Annotated in this window: 16 protein-coding genes; 15 read left to right on the top strand and 1 reads right to left on the bottom strand. The window is 68.6% G+C overall.

The features are described 5' to 3' along the window. Positions 1 to 35: 35 nt before the first annotated feature. The 9 genes from AOP78_RS08040 to AOP78_RS08080 all read left to right on the top strand — a co-directional run bounded on the left by AOP78_RS08040 (position 36) and on the right by AOP78_RS08080 (position 10,901). Positions 36 to 1,346, top strand: a complete 1,311-nt coding sequence (locus tag AOP78_RS08040) for a M50 family metallopeptidase (RefSeq protein ID WP_062203008.1) — start codon at positions 36 to 38, stop codon at positions 1,344 to 1,346. Between the two features lie 40 nt (positions 1,347 to 1,386). Then, positions 1,387 to 2,541, top strand: a complete 1,155-nt coding sequence (gene ispG, locus AOP78_RS08045; protein WP_062203010.1) for a flavodoxin-dependent (E)-4-hydroxy-3-methylbut-2-enyl-diphosphate synthase — start codon at positions 1,387 to 1,389, stop codon at positions 2,539 to 2,541. Continuing rightward, positions 2,538 to 3,467, top strand: a complete 930-nt coding sequence (locus AOP78_RS08050; RefSeq protein WP_062203012.1) for a GNAT family N-acetyltransferase — start codon at positions 2,538 to 2,540, stop codon at positions 3,465 to 3,467. The genes ispG and AOP78_RS08050 overlap by 4 nt, the downstream gene beginning before the upstream one ends. 166 nt (positions 3,468 to 3,633) lie before the next feature. Next, entirely contained in the window at positions 3,634 to 4,701 is a 1,068-nt protein-coding gene (locus tag AOP78_RS08055) for a CAP and S-layer homology domain-containing protein (RefSeq protein ID WP_062203014.1), read from the top strand. A 181-nt stretch (positions 4,702 to 4,882) separates the two neighbouring features. Continuing rightward, positions 4,883 to 5,839, top strand: coding sequence for a glycosyltransferase family 2 protein (locus AOP78_RS08060; RefSeq protein WP_062203016.1), 957 nt, complete (start codon positions 4,883 to 4,885; stop codon positions 5,837 to 5,839). Next, on the top strand, positions 5,836 to 7,755 hold the full coding sequence (locus AOP78_RS15215; protein ID WP_062203018.1) for a DUF6020 family protein: 1,920 nt from the start codon (positions 5,836 to 5,838) through the stop codon (positions 7,753 to 7,755). Before AOP78_RS08060 ends, AOP78_RS15215 begins: the two co-directional genes overlap by 4 nt. Continuing rightward, a complete protein-coding gene (locus AOP78_RS15220) occupies positions 7,752 to 8,168 on the top strand; it encodes a GtrA family protein (protein ID WP_062203020.1) in 417 nt (138 codons plus the stop codon). Before AOP78_RS15215 ends, AOP78_RS15220 begins: the two co-directional genes overlap by 4 nt. 98 nt (positions 8,169 to 8,266) lie before the next feature. Next, complete coding sequence (locus tag AOP78_RS08075; protein ID WP_062203270.1) at positions 8,267 to 10,063, top strand: proline--tRNA ligase; 1,797 nt, start codon at positions 8,267 to 8,269, stop codon at positions 10,061 to 10,063. A 67-nt stretch (positions 10,064 to 10,130) separates the two neighbouring features. Continuing rightward, the gene (locus AOP78_RS08080; RefSeq protein WP_062203022.1) at positions 10,131 to 10,901 is read left to right on the top strand and encodes a glycerophosphodiester phosphodiesterase family protein; all 771 of its coding nucleotides are present in this window, start codon (positions 10,131 to 10,133) and stop codon (positions 10,899 to 10,901) included. A 65-nt stretch (positions 10,902 to 10,966) separates the two neighbouring features. Here AOP78_RS08080 and AOP78_RS08085 read toward each other — a convergent pair whose 3' ends face one another. After that, positions 10,967 to 11,953, bottom strand: coding sequence for a hypothetical protein (locus tag AOP78_RS08085; RefSeq protein WP_152659460.1), 987 nt, complete (start codon positions 11,951 to 11,953; stop codon positions 10,967 to 10,969). Between the two features lie 96 nt (positions 11,954 to 12,049). Between AOP78_RS08085 and rimP the strand changes: the two genes are divergently transcribed. The 6 genes from rimP to truB all read left to right on the top strand — a co-directional run bounded on the left by rimP (position 12,050) and on the right by truB (position 18,134). Beyond that, a complete protein-coding gene (rimP, locus tag AOP78_RS08090) occupies positions 12,050 to 12,553 on the top strand; it encodes a ribosome maturation factor RimP (protein ID WP_062203026.1) in 504 nt (167 codons plus the stop codon). Beyond that, positions 12,553 to 13,560 carry a transcription termination factor NusA gene (nusA, locus tag AOP78_RS08095; RefSeq protein WP_062203028.1) on the top strand — a complete coding sequence of 336 codons (1,008 nt, stop codon included), beginning with the start codon at positions 12,553 to 12,555 and terminating at the stop codon, positions 13,558 to 13,560. Before rimP ends, nusA begins: the two co-directional genes overlap by 1 nt. A 23-nt stretch (positions 13,561 to 13,583) precedes the next feature. Next, the gene (locus tag AOP78_RS15635; RefSeq protein WP_439645021.1) at positions 13,584 to 13,868 is read left to right on the top strand and encodes a YlxR family protein; all 285 of its coding nucleotides are present in this window, start codon (positions 13,584 to 13,586) and stop codon (positions 13,866 to 13,868) included. Between the two features lie 137 nt (positions 13,869 to 14,005). Beyond that, the gene (gene infB, locus AOP78_RS08100; protein WP_062203030.1) at positions 14,006 to 16,762 is read left to right on the top strand and encodes a translation initiation factor IF-2; all 2,757 of its coding nucleotides are present in this window, start codon (positions 14,006 to 14,008) and stop codon (positions 16,760 to 16,762) included. Continuing rightward, positions 16,762 to 17,196, top strand: a complete 435-nt coding sequence (gene rbfA, locus AOP78_RS08105; RefSeq protein WP_062203032.1) for a 30S ribosome-binding factor RbfA — start codon at positions 16,762 to 16,764, stop codon at positions 17,194 to 17,196. The genes infB and rbfA overlap by 1 nt, the downstream gene beginning before the upstream one ends. Before the next feature lie 5 nt (positions 17,197 to 17,201). Continuing rightward, the gene (gene truB, locus AOP78_RS08110) at positions 17,202 to 18,134 is read left to right on the top strand and encodes a tRNA pseudouridine(55) synthase TruB (RefSeq protein ID WP_062203035.1); all 933 of its coding nucleotides are present in this window, start codon (positions 17,202 to 17,204) and stop codon (positions 18,132 to 18,134) included.

The raw sequence follows: 18,134 nt of genomic DNA on the forward strand, positions 1-18,134 counted from the left end.
GTCGCTCACCGTGACACGGAGCTGATGGTGAACACATGGAATTCCTGATCGGTGTGCTGGTGCTGGTGGTCGGGCTGCTGATCTCGATCGCGTTGCACGAGCTGGGGCACCTGATCCCCGCGAAGCGCTTCGGCGTGCTCGTGAGCGAGTACTTCGTCGGCTTCGGTCCCAAGCTGTGGTCGCGACAGGTCGGTGAGACCGAGTGCGGTGTCAAGGCGATCCCGCTCGGTGGCTACGTCAAGCTCATCGGCATGGTGCCGCCCGCCTCCGCGGTCAAGCCCGTGAAGAGCCGAGGCTGGGCGGGGCGGCTCATCGAGGACACCCGCGCGCAGGCTGAGGAGGAGATCCCCGAGGGCCAGGACGACAGGGCGTTCTACCACCTGTCGTGGTGGCGCAAGGCGATCGTCATGATGGGCGGCCCGGTCGTCAACCTCGTGATCGCCATCGTCCTGTTCACCGGCGTGCTGTCGTTCATGGGGCTGCCGACGCAGACCCTTCAGGTGGCCCAGGTCGCCGAGTGCGTGCTTCCCGTGGACGCGACCGCGTGCACGGCTGACGATGAGGCCTCGCCCGCGTCGACTGCGGGCATCGAGGAGGGCGACGTGCTCGTCTCCGTCGACGGGATCACGCTCGACGGATGGACCGACCTCACGACGTACGTGTCGGAGCACCCCGGACAGGAGCTGTCGCTCGTCGTCGACCGCGACGGCCAGGAGGTCGACCTCGCCGTCACTCCCGCCGTGCGTACCGTCAACCAGTATGACGACTCCGGGAACCTGCTCACCGACGCGAACGGGGACGCGCTGACCGAGGAGATCGGCTATCTCGGCGTGTATTCGGTGACCGCGAACGAGACGCAGCCGCTGTGGGCCGGCACGGTGCTCGCGTGGGACTACCTGGGTCAGACGATGCAGGTGATCGTCCACCTACCGTCCGAGGTCTACCACGTGGCCAGAGCGTCTCTCGGGCTCGAGGAGCGCACGACGGACTCGGTGATGGGCGTGGTCGGGGTGGCCCAGGTCTCGGGTGAGATCGCATCGGCTGACGTCGAGGGCTACACGCTGTCGGAGCGTGTGTCCGACATGCTGATGCTGCTGGGCGGGCTCAACCTCGCGCTCTTCGCGTTCAACATGATCCCGCTCGTGCCGCTCGACGGCGGCCACGTCGTCTCCGCCTTCTGGCAGGGGATCAAGAACGGTTGGGCGCGTGTGCGCGGAGCCGCCAAGCCCGCGCCCGTCGACGTCGCCAGGATGATGCCCGTGGCGTACGGCGTGTTCGCGCTGCTCATGATCATGGGCGCGGTGCTGATCTACGCCGACATCGTCGCCCCCGTGCAGATCGCGTGAGCGAGGCCTCGACACGTGACAGGTAAGGAATACTGAAGACATGACCTCGATCGGACTCGGTATGCCGGCGATGCCGGCCCCGGTGCTTGCCCCCAGGAAGAAGACCCGCCAGATCAAGGTGGGCGACGTGCTCGTCGGCGGTGACGCGCCGGTCTCGGTGCAGACCATGACGACCACGAAGACGCATGACATCAACGCCACCCTTCAGCAGATCGCGGAGCTCACGGCGGCCGGCTGCGACATCGTGCGCGTCGCGTGCCCCACGCAGGACGACGCCGACGCGCTGCCCGCGATCGCGAAGAAGTCCAACATCCCCGTGATCGCGGACATCCACTTCCAGCCGAAGTACGTGTTCGCCGCGATCGAGGCGGGCTGCGCCGCCGTCCGCGTGAACCCGGGCAACATCAAGCGCTTCGACGACCAGGTCAAGGAGATCGCGCAGGCGGCCAAGGACCACGGGACGTCGCTGCGCATCGGCGTCAATGCGGGCTCGCTCGACAAGCGTCTGCTCGAGAAGTACGGCAAGGCCACCCCCGAGGCGCTCGTGGAGTCCGCGGTGTGGGAGGCGAGCCTGTTCGAGGAGCACGACTTCCACGACTTCAAGATCTCGGTCAAGCACAACGACCCGGTGGTCATGGTCAAGGCCTACGAGATGCTCTCCGAGCGCGGCGACTGGCCGCTGCACCTCGGCGTCACCGAGGCGGGACCCGCGTTCCAGGGGACGATCAAGTCCGCGACCGCGTTCGGCGCGCTGCTGAGCAAGGGCATCGGCGACACGATCCGCGTGTCGCTGTCCGCGCCTCCGGTCGAGGAGGTCAAGGTCGGCATCCAGATCCTCCAGTCGCTCAACCTCCGCCCGCGCAAGCTCGAGATCGTGTCCTGCCCGTCGTGCGGTCGCGCGCAGGTGGACGTGTACGAGCTCGCCGAGAAGGTCACCGCAGGGCTCGAGGGCATGGAGGTGCCCCTGCGCGTCGCCGTCATGGGCTGCGTCGTGAACGGTCCGGGCGAGGCGCGCGAGGCCGACCTCGGCGTGGCCTCCGGCAACGGCAAGGGGCAGATCTTCGTCAAGGGCGAGGTCATCAAGACCGTGCCCGAGCGCGACATCGTCGAGGTGCTGATCGAGGAGGCGATGAAGATCGCCGACACGATGGAACCCGTCGAGGGCGCCGAGCCGCAGGTGATCGCGGCACCATGACCGACTCGTTGCTGCGGAGGGCCCAGCAGACGCTGGCGCCCCTGCAGCGGCGTGAGGTGGAGGCGGCGCTCGAGATGTGCGCCGTGGACCCCGTCGCCACGGTGCTGCCCACGATGCACCTCGAGCTGGCTCGGGACAGCGGCGTGGTCCCGCGCGGCATGTGGGCGGTGAGGCGACGCAACGGGATGCAGCGCGAGCTCGCGGGCATCCTATGGAACGGCGCGAACCTTTCCGCAGTGCTTCCGGTGACGCCCGACGACCCGACGGGGGAGGAGCTGAGGGCCGGTGTCTCCGCTGCGATGGTCGCGCGGCTCACGCGGCCCGCGGCACTGGTGGGGAACGCCAGCCTCATCCTGGACCTGTGGGGTCGGGTGGAGCCATGGTGGGGTCCCGCGCGCGAGCTGCGGCCGTGTCAGCTGTCCATGGCGATGTCCGTCGACCCGGCGCCCCAGCCGGCACCGGCCTCGGACGGAGACGTCGAGCTCGCTCCGCTGCGGATCGCGACGATGGACGACTACAGCATCCTCCTGCCCGCATGCGTGCACATGTTCAGGGCCGAGGTGGGATACGACCCCCTGCGTCACGGCCGCGCGGCCTACGAGGACCGGCTCCAGTACCTCGTGCGCGCGGGGCGCTCCTACGTGCAGCTCGGGTCCATCAGGGGGAAGCGCCCCGAGGTGGTGTTCAAGGCCGAGATCGGGGTGCTGGGCGGCGGCGTGGCACAGATCCAGGGAGTGTGGACGCACCCCGAGCTGCGGGGACGTGGCGTCGCGCGCGCGGGGATGGCCGATCTGGTGCGCGCCGTGCGCGCGGACGTGGCGCCCGTCGCGTCGCTGTACGTCAACGATTTCAACGCCCCTGCGCTCGCCGTCTACCGTGCCGTCGGATTCGCCGATGTCGGGACCTTCGCCACTGTCATGTTCTGACCTTTCCCCCAGGTCCATGGCAGGAAGCCGCTATTCCTTGAATTGATTCCGGTGCAGTGTGGAATTCGCCACACCGTCATGACTTTGGGCCTTTTGGGTCGATAAGTTCGGGCCGTCGCCCGGTTCCTCGCGGGCCGCCCGTGTCGTCGATCTGGGAGTCCCACCCATGCGCCGTCTTCTTGCAGTCCCACTGACCATCGCGCTCCTCGTCGGAGTCGCGACCCCGGTGTACGCCGACGCCGAGTCGAACGCGTCCGACGTCATCGTCAGGCTCACCAACAACATCCGCGAGGGTGAGGGCAAGTCCGAGCTCGCCGTCAAGTCTGGGCTGACCGGAGTCGCGGACCGGTGGAGCGAGAAGCAGCTCGTGCGCGTCGTCGCAGCGTGGGAGAAGTACCTCGCCGGCGGCACGCTGTCGGTCCCGCTCGAGCACAACCCGAACTACTCCTCGCAGATCCCCTCCGGGTGGACATCGGCGGGGGAGAATGTCGGATGGGCGTGCGGCTACAGCAGCGCGAAGGAGGCCGCGAAGGCCATCGAACGCGCTTGGAAGAACTCGCCAGCGCACCTGGAGAACATCCTGGGCGGGTACACGCACATCGGCGTGGGTTTCGCCTTCGACACGGAGACCGGGTGCGCGTTCTCGACGCAGAACTTCGGCAAGTACGCGAAGTCCTCTGCGGTGCTGGCTGCGAGCACCTCCAGGTTCTCCGATGTCACGAAGAAGACCGCGGGCTACAGCGCGATCATGTGGCTCGCGGACGAGGGCCTGGTCAGCGGCTACAAGGACGGGACGTTCCGTCCGGGCACCAAGGTCACGCGTCGTCAGCTCGCGGGCATCATGTACAAGCTCGCGGGCTCGCCGAGCGTGTCGCTGCCGTCGAAGAGCCCCTTCTCCGATCTGAAGAAGTCGGATCCCGCGTACAGGGCGATCGTGTGGCTTGAGTCCACGGACCTGGTCAGCGGCTACAAGGACGGGACGTTCCGCCCGGGCAGCAAGGTCACGCGTCGTCAGCTCGCGGGCATCCTGTACAAGTTCGCCGGCTCGCCGAGCGTGTCGCTGCCGTCGAAGAGCCCTTACTCGGACCTCAAGAAGTCTGACCCGGGGTACAGGGCGATCGTGTGGCTTGAGTCCACGGACCTGGTCAGCGGCTACAAGGACGGCACCTACCGTGCGGGGCTGAAGGTCACCAGGCGCCAGCTGGCCGGGGTTCTCTACCGGTACGCGGGGTAGAGGAGCGCGCGAACGACCGTAGCGCTATCGCCGGAGGACCGCGGCTGCGCGCGGTCCGTCCACCGCAACCCACGCGGCCTTGTCGAGGGTATACTTTCTCGCGCCTGAGGGGCCGCATGCCTGAAACCCGGAATCGATCGCTGTCGGCGGCCATCAGCTTTCGAACGGAGTCGAACCCCCCATGGACCAGTTGGCGGTGCTCATACCCTGCTACAACGAGGCGCAGACCATCGAAAAGGTGGTGACCGACTGCCGCGAGCAGATGCCCGAGGCGACCGTGTACGTCTACGACAACAACTCGACCGATGCGACTGCCGGGCTCGCCCGCAATGCCGGAGCGGTGGTGCGTACGGAGCGACTTCAAGGCAAGGGCAACGTCATCCGTCGAATGTTTCGCGAGATCGACGCCGAGTGCTACATCATGCTTGATGGAGATGACACGTACCCGGCTGAGCACCTGCGCGAACTCGCAGCGCCCATCCAGAGCGGCGAGTACGAGATGGTCGTGGGCGACCGACTCTCTTCGACGTACTTCGAGGAGAACAAGCGGCCGTTTCACAACGTCGGCAATGTGAGTGTGCGCTGGTTCGTCAACCGCCTCTTCGGTGCGGACGTGCGCGACGTGATGACGGGCTACCGCGCGTTCTCGTACACGTTCGTGAAGTCGTTCCCCGTGATCTCGCGCGGTTTCGAGATCGAGACAGAGATGACGATCCACGCCGCGAACCACAACATGGGCATTGCCCATGTCGAGGTCGAGTATCGAGATCGACCTGAGGACAGCCACTCGAAGCTCTCCACCTTCTCGGACGGCTTCCGGGTGCTTGGCACGCTGTTCACGCTGTTTAAGGACCTTCAGCCGATGAGGTTCTTCTCGGCGATAGCTGCTGTACTCATCGGTGTCCCCTTGCTGGTGCTCATCCCCACCGTGATGGTCCCGTACGCACGCACCGGAGAAGTTGAGAACTTCCCGACGCTCATCGTCTGTGGGTTCATCGGCCTTGTGGGTGTGCTGGCCTTCATGGTGGGGGCGATTCTCGACACGGCGTCCAAGAACTACAACAAGAACTTCGAGTTGCACCTCCTGCGCGTCCAGCACGAATATCGGAACTTGCCTGAGGAGAACGCGGGTCGATGACTGTGGTGCAGGATCACAAGGAGACTCCTGGTTCTTGGTGGCGTTGGCCCCTGAGTTTCTTGTTCGGGATCTGGAGCGCCGCCTCGCTGAGCGTAGATGTGGCCGTGGGCCGTGGGCCCTCGGAGATCGCGGGGCTGGTCAATGGCAGTGGCCCATTGTTTGCGCTTCTCGCAGTGGGTCTTTCTGTCGGGTACCGTCGTGTCCTATTCGCGCCAAAGGCTCGGCTGTCGAGTACCGCGCTAGTTCTGGCAGTGCTTTTCGGAGCGGCGTCGTTGCTGGGCGTGAGCTACCACGGCCTCGGCAGCTGGGACTTCGTCTTCGGAAACCGCCTGCAGTTCGTGTTTGCCATGGTGGTGCTGGCGGGCTACGTCGCGCTTCTCTACGCGGTCCTAGCTTCAGCGATTCGCGTGATCGATCGGTGGGCGTTGCGGGCCGGTGCGGCACACGGCAGCGCTGCCTCACCTTCAGATGGACACCGGCTCTGGGCGCGGGCAGCTCGCCAGTTCGATGACCACACCCTTGGCTTCTCGATGATCGTGCTGATCGTGTGTTGGCTCCCGTGGCTCGTGGTGTTCTACCCGGGATCGGTTCCCTACGACGGCACCCTAGAGCTGCACATGTACTTCGGGGAGTACCCGCTCACCAACCACCACCCCGTCATCATGACCTGGCTCATGGGAATGTTCATGCAGGTCGGTCGGGCTCTCGGCTCCGACAACCTCGGTGTCTTCCTATTCGTGCTTGCACAGACCGCGGTCGTCGCGTTCGCGTTCGGGTTTGCGATTCGAGTAGTGCGACGGCTTCGTGCCCCTCAATGGGTCGCCCCGAGCAGTTTGGTCTTCTTCGCCCTGCTGCCCATCTGGCCCGCCTACGTCCAGACGGAGATGAAGGACACGCTCTTCTTCGCGTTCTTCACGCTCTATCTCGCGCTACTCATCCAGGTGATCGTGCGGCGCCGAGAGCCGATCCGCGCTTGGAAGCCCTTCGCGCTCCTCACCCTTCTTGGTGTCGCGGTGGTTTTTACCCGCAACAATGGCTTCCACGTCGTGGTACCCGCAGCTGTGCTGCTGATCTTGGTAGTCCATGCCCGCCAGCGGCTCGCTGCAGCGGCTTCGGCCACGGTCGTCACTGTGGCTTTTCTGTCGATCGGCGCCGTATTGCTCCCGGCTTTCGGTATTTCCGGCAGCAGCCCGAAAGAGATGCTCTCGGTGCCGTTCCAACAGACTGCACGGTACTTCGTCGAGTACGGAGACGAGGTCACCGCCGAGGAATGGGCGGCGGTGGACTCGGTGCTGCCTGCGGACCTGCTGGCAGAGAAGTACGACCCGGAGACCGCAGACCCAGTGAAGAACATGTACCGCGCGGGGGCCACTTCGGAGGAACTGCGTCAGTACTTCAGCGCCTGGGGAGAGATGCTCCTGAAGCACCCCGCTGTCTACGTAGAAGCGACACTCAACAATACGTACGGGTACTACACCATCAGCGACCAGATCGAGAATCTGGGCATCGTGCAGTACTACCAGCAAGGCGAGCCCCTGGCGACGGGGTTCTTTGACTACAGCTATCCTGACGAACTCCGGACGGCACGTGAGGGTCTGAAGGACTACACAAGACTCGTGTGGAATCTGCCGCTTGTCGGACTGCTTTACAGCGCTGGGCTGTACACATGGGTCACTGTCGCGCTCTTCGCGTTGCTCATCCGACGAAGGGCATGGGCAGACATGGTGGTCTTCGTTCCAGTGGTACTGACGATCGGGATGTGCCTGGTGTCGCCCGTCAATGGCTATCTCCGATACATGCTTCCTGTCATGGCGGTCACACCGCTGTTGGTCGGCTGGACGCTGCACTCCGTCGCGGCCCACGCACGTGGTTCCGAAGACGAGCACTGCGCGAGCCGGGAAGGCATCGCAAGATGAGGCTGTTCCGGCGAGCCTGGCATCGGTACGGTTCGCTCGGGCTAGAGGCGTCTCGTTTCGCTGTCGCGGGAGTTGTCTGCTTCGCATTGGAATACGCAGCGCTGTTCTTGCTTGCCGGACCGCTCGGAGTGCAGTACCTCGTCGCGAATGGCGTCGCTTTCACGGCGTCGGTGATCCTCAACTACTGGATGTCGGTGGCATGGGTGTTCGACGGGGCCAAAGACTCGGGACACATCGTGCGTGCGGCATTCGTCGCGGTCAGCATCGTCGGGCTCGGGATCAACCAAGTTCTCCTATGGGCGTTGGTCAGCGGGCTCGGAATGCGACTCGTCGTCGCGAAGGTGCTGGTGTCGGGCGTAGTTCTTGTGTGGAACTACGTGGGCAAGCGCAGAGTTATGGTGGGCGACGGGTAGGGTCCGAAGAAGCCGCCTCAGAGGAGCCGATGGACGCGGGCGACCCTCCGGGGAACTACGCCGCGGCCGCCCGCCGGTACGCTTGGCTCATGCTTCGCATGTCCACTCTCTTCCTCCGCACCCTTCGTGAGGACCCGGCAGACGCCGAGGTCGCCTCGCACAAGCTCCTGGTCCGCGCCGGCTACATCCGTCGTGCCGCGCCGGGCATCTACACCTGGCTCCCGCTGGGGCTGAAGGTGCTCGCGAAGGTCGAGGCGATCGTGCGCGAGGAGATGGACGCGGCGGGCGGCCAAGAGGTCCACTTCCCGGCGCTGCTCCCGCGCGAGCCCTACGAGGCGACCAACCGGTGGACCGAGTACGGGCCCAACCTCTTCCGCCTCGCGGACCGCAAGGGCGCCGACTACCTGCTCGCGCCGACGCACGAGGAGATGTTCACCCTCCTGGTCAAGGACCTGTACTCGTCGTACAAGGACCTGCCGCTCACGATCTATCAGATCCAGACCAAGTACCGCGACGAGGCGCGTCCGCGCGCGGGCCTGCTGCGCGGCCGCGAGTTCATCATGAAGGACTCGTACAGCTTCGACCTCACGGATGAGGGCCTCGACGCGTCGTACGCTACGCAGCGCGCCGCCTACATCCGCATCTTCGAGCGCCTGGGCATCGAGTACGTGATCGTGCAGGCGCAGTCCGGCGCGATGGGCGGCTCGAAGTCGGAGGAGTTCCTCTCGCCCACCGAGGTCGGCGAGGACACCTTCGTGCGCTCGCCCGGCGGCTACGCGGCGAACGTCGAGGCCGTGACGACCATCGTCCCCGCGGCGATCGATTGGTCCGACGCGCCCGCGGCTCACGTCGAGGACACCCCCGACACCCCGACGATCGACTCGCTCGTCGCCGCCGCCAACGCGAGCCACCCGCGCGACGACCGTCCCTGGACCGCCGCGGACACGCTCAAGAACGTCGTCGTCGCGGCGACAAACCCGGAGGGGGAGCGTGGCCTGCTCGTCGTCGGCGTCCCCGGCGACCGCGAGGTCGACATGACGCGTCTCGAGGCGGCGCTGTCGCCCGCGACGGTCGAGCCCGCCAACGAGGACGACCTCAAGGCGCACCCCGAGCTCGTCAAGGGCTACATCGGCCCCGGCGCCCTCGGCCCGCAGGCGCGCCCGGCGGACGTCGCGTACCTGTCCGAGGACGACGCGACGATCCCGTACCTGCTCGACCCCCGCATCGTTCCTGGAACCCGCTGGATCACCGGCGCGAACGAGCACGGCCGCCACGTGTTCGACCTGGTCATGGGCCGCGACTTCGTCGGCGACGGCACGATCGAGGCCGCCGAGGTGCGCGCCGGTGACGAGGCTCCCGACGGCTCCGGGCCGCTCGAGCTCGCGCGCGGTGTCGAGATCGGCCACATCTTCCAGCTGGGCCGCAAGTACGCCGAGGCGCTCGAGCTCAAGGTGCTCGACGTGAACGGCAAGCAGCAGGTGGTCACGATGGGCTCGTACGGCATCGGCGTCACGCGCGCCGTCGCGCTGCTCGCCGAGAACAACCATGACGACCTGGGCCTCGCGTGGCCGATCCAGGTCACGCCGTTCCACGTCCACGTGGTGGCGACGGGCAAGGACGATGCGGTGTTCGAGGCCGCGCAGTCGCTCGCCGACGGTCTGGAGGCCCAGGGGATCGAGGTCATGTACGACGACCGCCCCAAGGTCTCTCCCGGCGTGAAGTTCAAGGACGCCGAGCTGCTGGGGGCCCCGTACATCCTGGTCGCCGGTCGCGGTCTCGCCGATGGCGTCGTCGAGCTCAAGACGCGCGCGACGGGCGAGTCGGAGCAGGTCCCCGTGGACGATGCGGTGGCGGCGGTCGCGGCACGCGTGCGTGAGGCGCTCTCGCAGGCGTGAGCAGGAGTTCACGCGACGTCCACCCCGACGTCAGGATCCTGTCACGTGAGCGCGCTAGCGTGCGAGCGTGACGCAGATATGGGCGCACCGCGGTGCGCGTCTCGCAGCACCCGAGAACACGCTCGCGGCCTTCGCTGAGGCAGCGGCTGTCGGCGCCGACGGGGTCGAGCTCGACGTCCACCTCACGGCCGACGACAGGCTCGTGGTCAGGCACGACCCCGAGCTCCCGATGCCGGACGGCTCGCTCGTCCCGCTGGCGGCGCTCACCCGCGCCGAGGTGGCGCTCGCCGACGTCGGCGACGGCGTCTCGGGGCCGCATCGCGTGCCGCACCTGTGGGAGGTCCTCGACCTGCTCGAGCCCACGGGTCTCACGGTCAACGTCGAGATCAAGGTCGGGTGCGCGGCACCGTATCGGGGGATCGCGCAGGCCGTGGCGGAGACTGTCCGCGCCGCGCGGATGTCCGAGAGGGTCATCGTGTCGTCGTTCGACCATGTGGGCCTGCTCGAGATGCGCGAGCACGACGACGCGCTCGCGCTCGCCCCGCTCTACTCCGAGGGGCTCGCGAGGCCCTGGGACTACGCGTCGATGCTCGGCGTGGGGGCGGTGCACCCGCACATCGCCACGCTGCGGCGCCCCGGCGAGGTGGAGTCGTTCCGCGCGGCGGGGATCGCGATCAGGCCGTGGACCGTGAACGACCCCACCGACCTGCACGCGATGCTGCTCGCGGAGGTCGACGCCGTGATGGTCGACGACCCTGCCGGCGCGCTCGCCGCGCGCCGCGCGCTGGCCCGCCAGGCCGCGGCGGACTTGACGACGCAGCCGCTCGTGCCCGCGTGAGCAGGGGCCCCGAACCGTCGATCGTGCGCCTGCGCCGGCATGCCCGTCGCACGCGCCCCGGCGCCTCAGCCCTGCGTGTCCTCCGCTGAGGAGGCGTCGGCGAGCCCCGGCAGCACGGGCAGGTCGGTGAGCCGCCAGCCGTCGAGCAGCGACTCCGCCGCGTAGGCGTCGAAAGCGCCGTCGAGGAGCCACGCGACGTCGCCTGACTCGCTCGAGACCGCAGCGGCGGCGTACGCCGAGGCGACCGCGTCCTCGGTGTCCCTGAGCGTCGCGGCGCGGCTCGCATCGTCCTCGATCGAGGAGGCGAGCGTTGAGTACACCTCGGTGCGCGCATCGTCCGCTCCCGACAGCTCCTGGAGCGCGTCCGAGCGCTCGGCATGGAGCTCGGCACGGGCGAGCGACGCCGCCTTCTCCGCCCCGGACTGGCGGGTCGCGACCAGCTCGTAGAGGTACCGCGCCTGATCGTGACGCAGCGCGAGATCCGCGAGCGTCGTGGAGTCGAGCGCGCTCGAGTCCGGGACCGTGAGGCTCTCGGCCGCATCGGAGGAGGGGAGCGTCCTCGCGGCCGCCCCGGTGTCCACGGAGCCGTCGTCGACGAGACCGAGCCACAGCGCCATGCCATGCACGAGCGCGCCGCTCGTGGCCCATGCGCGCAGGTCGGCGTCGTCGGTCGACGTCGCGATCTCGACGGACGTGTCGAGCGCCGCCTGGACGACGCTGTCGAGCGTCACAGGATCGGCGGACGCGGACGCGGACGCGGAGGCGGACGGAGTGACCCCGGGATACGTGACGTAGCGCTGACCGACGCCGTCGACGAGGGAGGGGAGGCTGCGCGCCTCGACCTGCGCGAGCGTGCCCCCGTCGGAGCCCTCGGCGAGCGCGGTGGACACGTCGTCGAGGGCCGCCGCGAGCGTGTCTCGCTCGACCGTGACGGGTGACGCGGTGCGCGCCGGCGGAGCCGGCGTCTCGAGGCGCACGCAGCCCGCGAGGGACACCGTGAGCAGCGTCGCCGTGAGCCCGACGAGCGCGGGGAGGCGGCGCGGAGAGGTCATGGCCGTCATCATGACACGTGTCCTGCCTGCGTTTAGAATGTCTCGCGAGCGAACTACAGGAACGGAGCGCGTCACCGACGCGCGGGGAGGCTGGGCATGGACATCACGGAGCGCATCGTCGACCTGGCAGCCCCCGCCGCGGAAGCGGCAGGCCTGGTGATCGACAGCGTCGAGGTGCACCGGGCGGGCAAGCGTTCCCGCGTGGTCGTGACCGTGGACCTGCCGGAGACCGAGATCGGCTCGGCGGGCCTGGACGCGGTGGCCGAGGCCTCCCGCAGCATCGGCAAGGCGCTCGACGAGGCCGACCCGATCAAGGGCGAGTACATGCTCGAGGTGTCGACCCCCGGGACGTCACGGCCGCTCACCGAGCGCCGCCACTTCCTGCGCGCCCGCACGCGCCTCGTCGTGATCGACCTCGCGAGCGGCGACCAGGCCAGGGGCCGGATCACGGACGTGACCGACGACGCGGTGCTGCTGGACGGCGACGCCGGCGAGGTCACCGTTCCCTTCGCGAACATCGCGCGCGGCTCGATCGAGGTCGAGCTCAAGCGCATCGACGACGCCGAGCTCACGGAGCTCGCGGACCAGGAAGAGGACTGATGGATATCGATATGACGGCGTTGCGCTCGCTCGAACGCGAGCGCGACATCTCCTTGAACGTCCTGGTCGACGCGATCGAGCAGGCGCTCGCCTCCGCGTACCACAAGACCCCCGGCGCGTATCGGAACGCCCGCGCGCACCTCGACCGCGACACCGGCCACGTGACGATCTACGCCAAGGAGCCCGTTCCGGAGGGCTCGGAGGCGGACCCCGACGCGATGCCCGAGTTCGACGACACCCCCGCCGACTTCGGCCGCATCGCGACGGCGACCGCGCGCCAGGTCATCGTCCAGCGCATGCGTCAGGCCGGGGACGATGCGGTGCTCGGCGAGTACGCGGGCAGCGAGGGACACCTCGTGTCCGGCGTCATCCAGCAGAGCGCCGACCCCAAGAACGTCCACGTCGACCTTGGCGACGTCGAGGCGCTGCTGCCTCAGCACGAGCAGGTCCCGACCGAGGAGTACGTCCACGGCGAGCGGCTGCGCGCCTACGTGCTCCAGGTCGCGCGCGGCCAGAAGGGGCCGTCGATCATGCTGTCGCGCACCCACCCTGGGCTCGTGCGTCGCCTGTTCGAGATGGAGGTCCCGGAGATCGCCGACGGCACCGTGGAGATCATGAGCCTCGCCCGCGAGGCCGGCCACCGCTCCAAGATGGCCGTCCGCGCCACCGTGCCCGGTGTCAACGCCAAGGGCGCCTGCATCGGTCCGATGGGCGCGCGCGTGCGAGCAGTCATGAGCGAGCTCCACGGGGAGAAGATCGACATCGTCGACTGGGACGAGGACCCCGCGAAGTTCGTCGGCCATGCGCTGTCGCCCTCGCGCGTCGTCTCCGTGACGGTCGTCGACCCCGAGGCGCGCGCCTGCCGTGTGATCGTGCCGGACTACCACCTGTCGCTCGCGATCGGCAAGGAGGGGCAGAACGCCCGCCTCGCCGCGAGGCTGACCGGCTGGCGGATCGACATCCGTTCGGACGAGGCCGACGGCGCGCAGTCGGGCGCCGGGGCCTGACGGCCCGGACAGCGGGTAGACTGGTGCAGCCGAGAGACTCGTCTCGTGTCGCCGACCACCCGGAACCGCCCGATGAGGGCCCGCTCCGCACGTGCGTCGGATGCAGGGGACGGGGGTCTCGGTCGGTTCTCGTGAGGGTCGCCGTCCTGGACGGTGCCGCCGTGGTCGACACGGCCAAGACCCTCCCCGGACGTGGAGCCTGGCTTCATCCCGGTGACGACTGCCTCGAGCTCGCTCTCAGGAGACGTACGATCGGACGTGCACTGCGCGCGCCCGACGTCGACCTGAGCGCTCTCGCAGTGCGGTAACGTGGACCGCGTCCACCAGCCATTCGGCCTGACAGAACGGGATGAAAGCCCATGGTCAAGCAGTGAGTACCTCGAAATGAGATACCAGCCGTAACGATGGCTCGACCCTGTCTTGGTCGGGCCAAGACAGGAGAATTGTGGCAAAGCCCCGCGTTCACGAGATCGCGAAGGAGCTCGGTGTTCCGAGCAAGGACCTGATCGCCAAGCTCAACGAGCTCGGCGAGTACGTCAAGGGTCCGTCCTCCACCCTGGAGGCACCGGTCGTGCGCAAGGCCCGCGAGGCCTTCCCCGGTGGTGCGTCGTCCGACAGCAAGCCCGCAGCGAAGCCCGCGGCCAAGCCTGCCGCGAAGCCGGGCCCCAAGCCGGCGCCCAAGCCCGCCCCTGCGGCCGCAGCCGCGCCCGCCGAGGCGCCCGCCGCGTCGTCCGCGCCGAAGCCCGGCGGCCCCAGGCCCGGCCCGAAGCCCGCCGCGACGCCGGCGCCCGAGGCTCCTGCCGTGGCGGCGCCTGCTCCCGCGACCGACGCTCCGGCCGCATCGTCCGCGCCCAAGCCGGGCGCCCCGAAGCCTGCCGCGAAGCCCGGCGCTCCGAGCCCGGCCGACATGCCGAAGCCGCGCCCGCGTCCCGGCGGCAACAACCCCTTCTCGGACCGCTCCGCCGGTCCGCGTCCCCGCCCGCGTCCGGGCGGCAACAACCCGTTCCAGGGTCCCCGCAGCGGCGGCCCCGGCGGCGCTCCGCGTCCGGGCGGTCAGGGCCGTCCCGGCGGCGCGCCCCGTCCCGGCGGCGCTCCTCGTCCCGGCCAGGGCTTCGGCCCGCGCCCGACCGCCCCTGCGGGCGGCAACGGCGGCGCGCCGGGTCGCGGCGGCCGCGGCGGCTTCGGCGGTCCCGGCGGCGCTGGTGGTCCCGGCGGTCCTGGTGGCCCCGGCGGCCGTCCGGCTCCCGGTGGCCGCGGTCGTGGCGGCGGCACCGCTGGTGCCTTCGGTCGTCAGGGCGGTCGTCCCGTCCGTTCGCGCAAGAGCAAGCGCGCGAAGCGGGCCGAGTACGAGCAGCAGCAGGCTCCGGCGATCGGTGGCGTGCAGATCCCTCGCGGTGACGGCACGACCCCGCTGCGTCTGCGTCGCGGCGCGACGCTGACGGACTTCGCCGAGAAGATCGATGTCAATCCCGCGTCGCTCGTCACGGTGCTGTTCCACCTCGGTGAGATGGCCACGGCGACGCAGTCGCTCGACGAGGACACGTTCGAGACCCTCGGCGCCGAGCTGGGCTACAAGATCCAGATCGTCTCTCCCGAGGACGAGGACAAGGAGCTCCTCGAGGGCTTCGGCCTCGACCTGGAGGCCGAGCTCGAGGCGGAGACCGACGAGGAGCTCGAGCCCCGGGCCCCGATCGTCACCGTCATGGGTCACGTCGACCACGGAAAGACGCGCCTGCTGGACTCGATCCGCAAGGCGGACGTCATCTCCGGCGAGGCCGGCGGCATCACGCAGCACATCGGTGCGTACCAGATCCGCCACGTCCACGGCGGCGTCACGCGTCCCATCACGTTCATCGACACCCCTGGTCACGAGGCGTTCACCGCCATGCGTGCCCGTGGTGCGCAGGTCACCGACATCGCGATCCTCGTGGTCGCTGCCGATGACGGCGTGATGCCGCAGACCATCGAGGCGCTCAACCACGCCCAGGCGGCCAACGTGCCGATCGTGGTCGCGGTCAACAAGGTGGACAAGGAGGGGGCGAACCCCGACAAGATCCGCCAGCAGCTCACCGAGTACAACCTGGTGTCCGAGGAGTGGGGCGGCGACACGATGTTCGTCGACGTCTCCGCGCTCAAGGGTCAGGGCATCGACGACCTCCTCGAGGCCGTCCTGCTCACTGCGGACGCCGGTCTGGACCTGCGCGCGAACCCGAACAAGGACGCGCGTGGTGTGGCCGTCGAGGCTCACCTCGACAAGGGCCGCGGTGCCGTCGCGACGGTGCTGGTCAACTCCGGAACGCTGCGCGTCGGCGACGCGATCGTCGCGGGCACGGCCCACGGACGCGTGCGTGCGATGTTCGACGAGTACGACAACCAGGTCGACGAGGCGAAGCCTGGCCGCCCGGTGCTCGTCATCGGTCTGACGTCCGTCCCCGGTGCCGGTGACTCGTTCATCGTGGCCGAGGACGACCGCACCGCTCGCCAGATCGCTGAGAAGCGTGAGGCCGCGGAGCGTGCCGCTCAGCTCGCCAAGCGCCGCAAGCGCATCTCTCTCGAGGACTTCAACAAGGCCCTCGAGGAGGGCAAGGTCGACACCCTCAACCTCATCATCAAGGGTGACGTCTCCGGTGCCGTCGAGGCGCTCGAGGACGCGCTGCTCCAGATCGATGTGGGCGACGAGGTCGACCTGCGCATCATCCACCGCGGCGTGGGTGCGGTGACGCAGAACGATGTGAACCTGGCGACGGTCGACAACGCGATCATTATCGGCTTCAACGTGCGTCCCGCCGAGCGTGTCCAGGACATGGCGGACCGCGAGGGCGTCGACATGCGCTTCTACTCGGTCATCTACCGGGCGCTCGAGGACGTCGAGGCCTCGCTCAAGGGCATGCTCAAGCCCGAGTTCGAGGAGAAGCAGGTCGGCGCCGCGGAGATCCAGGAGATCTTCCGCTCGTCCAAGTTCGGCAACATCGCGGGCTGCCTGGTCCGCGAGGGCGTCATCAAGCGCAACGCGAAGGCGAAGGTCGTTCGTGCGGGCGTCGTCATCGGCGAGCCCACGATCGACACGCTGCGTCGCTTCAAGGACGACGTCACCGAGGTCAAGGACGGTTACGAGTGCGGTATCGGGCTCGGCAAGTTCAACGACATCCAGGTGGGCGACATCATCGAGACCTTCGAGATGGTTGAGATTCCGAGGGACTGATGAGCGACAACCCCCGCGCTCTGCGGCTCGCGGGCACGATCAAGAAGATCGTCGCCCGCGCGCTGGAGAGCGAGATCAAGGACCCGCGTCTCGGGTTCGTGACGATCACGGATGTGCGCGTCACGGGTGACCTGCAGCAGGCCTCGGTGTTCTACACGGTCCTCGGCTCGGACGAGGACCGTGCGGGCACCGCGGCCGCGCTGCAGTCCGCCAAGGGCAAGCTGCGCTCCAAGGTGGGCAGCGAGCTCGGCATCAGGCTGACGCCGAGCCTCGAGTTCCACCTGGACGCGGTTCCCGAGTCCGCGGCCTCGCTCGATCGCGCGCTCCACGAGGCGCAGCAGCGTGATGAGGAGCTGCGTCGCCTTCGCGAGAACGCGACCTACGCCGGTGAGGCGGATCCGTACCGTCACGCCGACGAGGACGACGAGGACTAGTCCCGATGGGCCGTCGTAGCGGCGACGAGCCCACGCCTGGGCTGCTGCTCGTCGACAAGCCGCAGGGCTGGACGTCGCACGACGTGGTCGGCCGGACCCGTCGACTCGCGGGCACCCGCAAGGTCGGGCATGCCGGCACGCTCGATCCCATGGCCACGGGCCTGCTCGTGCTCGGGATCGGGCGTGCGACCAAGCTGCTCACCTACATCACCGGGCACGACAAGGCGTACGAGGCGACGATCCGGCTCGGTCAGTCGACGGTCACGGACGATGCGGAGGGTGACGTCACCTCGTCGGCCGACGCGTCGGGCGTGACGGATGATGCGATCGCCGAGGGCGTCGCCGCCCTCACGGGCGACATCATGCAGCGTCCGTCGTCGGTCAGCGCGATCAAGGTCGACGGCAAGCGCTCGTACGCGCGCGTGCGCGGGGGAGAGGACGTCGAGCTCCCCGAGCGTCCCGTGACCGTGAGCCGCTTCGAGGTGCTCGCCATCCGTCGGGACGATGCGGTGGTCGACGTGGACGTCGCGGTCGACGTGTCGTCGGGAACCTACGTGCGCGCGCTCGCGCGCGACCTCGGCGCCGCGCTGGGAGTGGGAGGCCACCTCACCGCGCTGCGCCGCACCCGCATCGGCCGCATCCCGCTGACCGAGGCGAGAACGCTCGAGGAGCTGTCCGCGCTCGTCGACACCGGTGAGCCTCTGCCGCTGCTTCCGCTCGGCCCCGCGGCCGCCGCGACCCTCCCTCCGGTATCGATCTCCGACGACGACGCGCGCGCGCTCGGCTACGGGCAGTGGATCGAGTCCGACGCCGGATCGGAGGGCGAGCACCTCGCGCTCCTCGACGCCCGCGGCGAGCTCATCGCGCTCGGTGAGCGGCGCGGGGGGAAGATCAAGCCCGTGGTCGTGATGAGGCCCGCCGGGGCTACGGCAGAATGA

This window comes from Demequina salsinemoris, assembly GCF_000974805.1.
In the GTDB taxonomy this organism is placed as follows: Bacteria; Actinomycetota; Actinomycetes; order Actinomycetales; family Demequinaceae; genus Demequina; species Demequina salsinemoris.

What these genes read in the sequence shown, in the direction of transcription:
- AOP78_RS08040 (WP_062203008.1), top strand. Translation starts at nt 36, where the DNA reads ATGGAATTCCTGATCGGTGTGCTGGTGCTGGTGGTCGGGCTGCTGATC.
- ispG (WP_062203010.1), top strand. Translation starts at nt 1,387, where the DNA reads ATGACCTCGATCGGACTCGGTATGCCGGCGATGCCGGCCCCGGTGCTT.
- AOP78_RS08050 (WP_062203012.1), top strand. Translation starts at nt 2,538, where the DNA reads ATGACCGACTCGTTGCTGCGGAGGGCCCAGCAGACGCTGGCGCCCCTG.
- AOP78_RS08055 (WP_062203014.1), top strand. Translation starts at nt 3,634, where the DNA reads ATGCGCCGTCTTCTTGCAGTCCCACTGACCATCGCGCTCCTCGTCGGA.
- AOP78_RS08060 (WP_062203016.1), top strand. Translation starts at nt 4,883, where the DNA reads ATGGACCAGTTGGCGGTGCTCATACCCTGCTACAACGAGGCGCAGACC.
- AOP78_RS15215 (WP_062203018.1), top strand. Translation starts at nt 5,836, where the DNA reads ATGACTGTGGTGCAGGATCACAAGGAGACTCCTGGTTCTTGGTGGCGT.
- AOP78_RS15220 (WP_062203020.1), top strand. Translation starts at nt 7,752, where the DNA reads ATGAGGCTGTTCCGGCGAGCCTGGCATCGGTACGGTTCGCTCGGGCTA.
- AOP78_RS08075 (WP_062203270.1), top strand. Translation starts at nt 8,267, where the DNA reads ATGTCCACTCTCTTCCTCCGCACCCTTCGTGAGGACCCGGCAGACGCC.
- AOP78_RS08085 (WP_152659460.1), bottom strand. Translation starts at nt 11,953, where the DNA reads ATGACCTCTCCGCGCCGCCTCCCCGCGCTCGTCGGGCTCACGGCGACG.
- rimP (WP_062203026.1), top strand. Translation starts at nt 12,050, where the DNA reads ATGGACATCACGGAGCGCATCGTCGACCTGGCAGCCCCCGCCGCGGAA.
- nusA (WP_062203028.1), top strand. Translation starts at nt 12,553, where the DNA reads ATGGATATCGATATGACGGCGTTGCGCTCGCTCGAACGCGAGCGCGAC.
- rbfA (WP_062203032.1), top strand. Translation starts at nt 16,762, where the DNA reads ATGAGCGACAACCCCCGCGCTCTGCGGCTCGCGGGCACGATCAAGAAG.
- truB (WP_062203035.1), top strand. Translation starts at nt 17,202, where the DNA reads ATGGGCCGTCGTAGCGGCGACGAGCCCACGCCTGGGCTGCTGCTCGTC.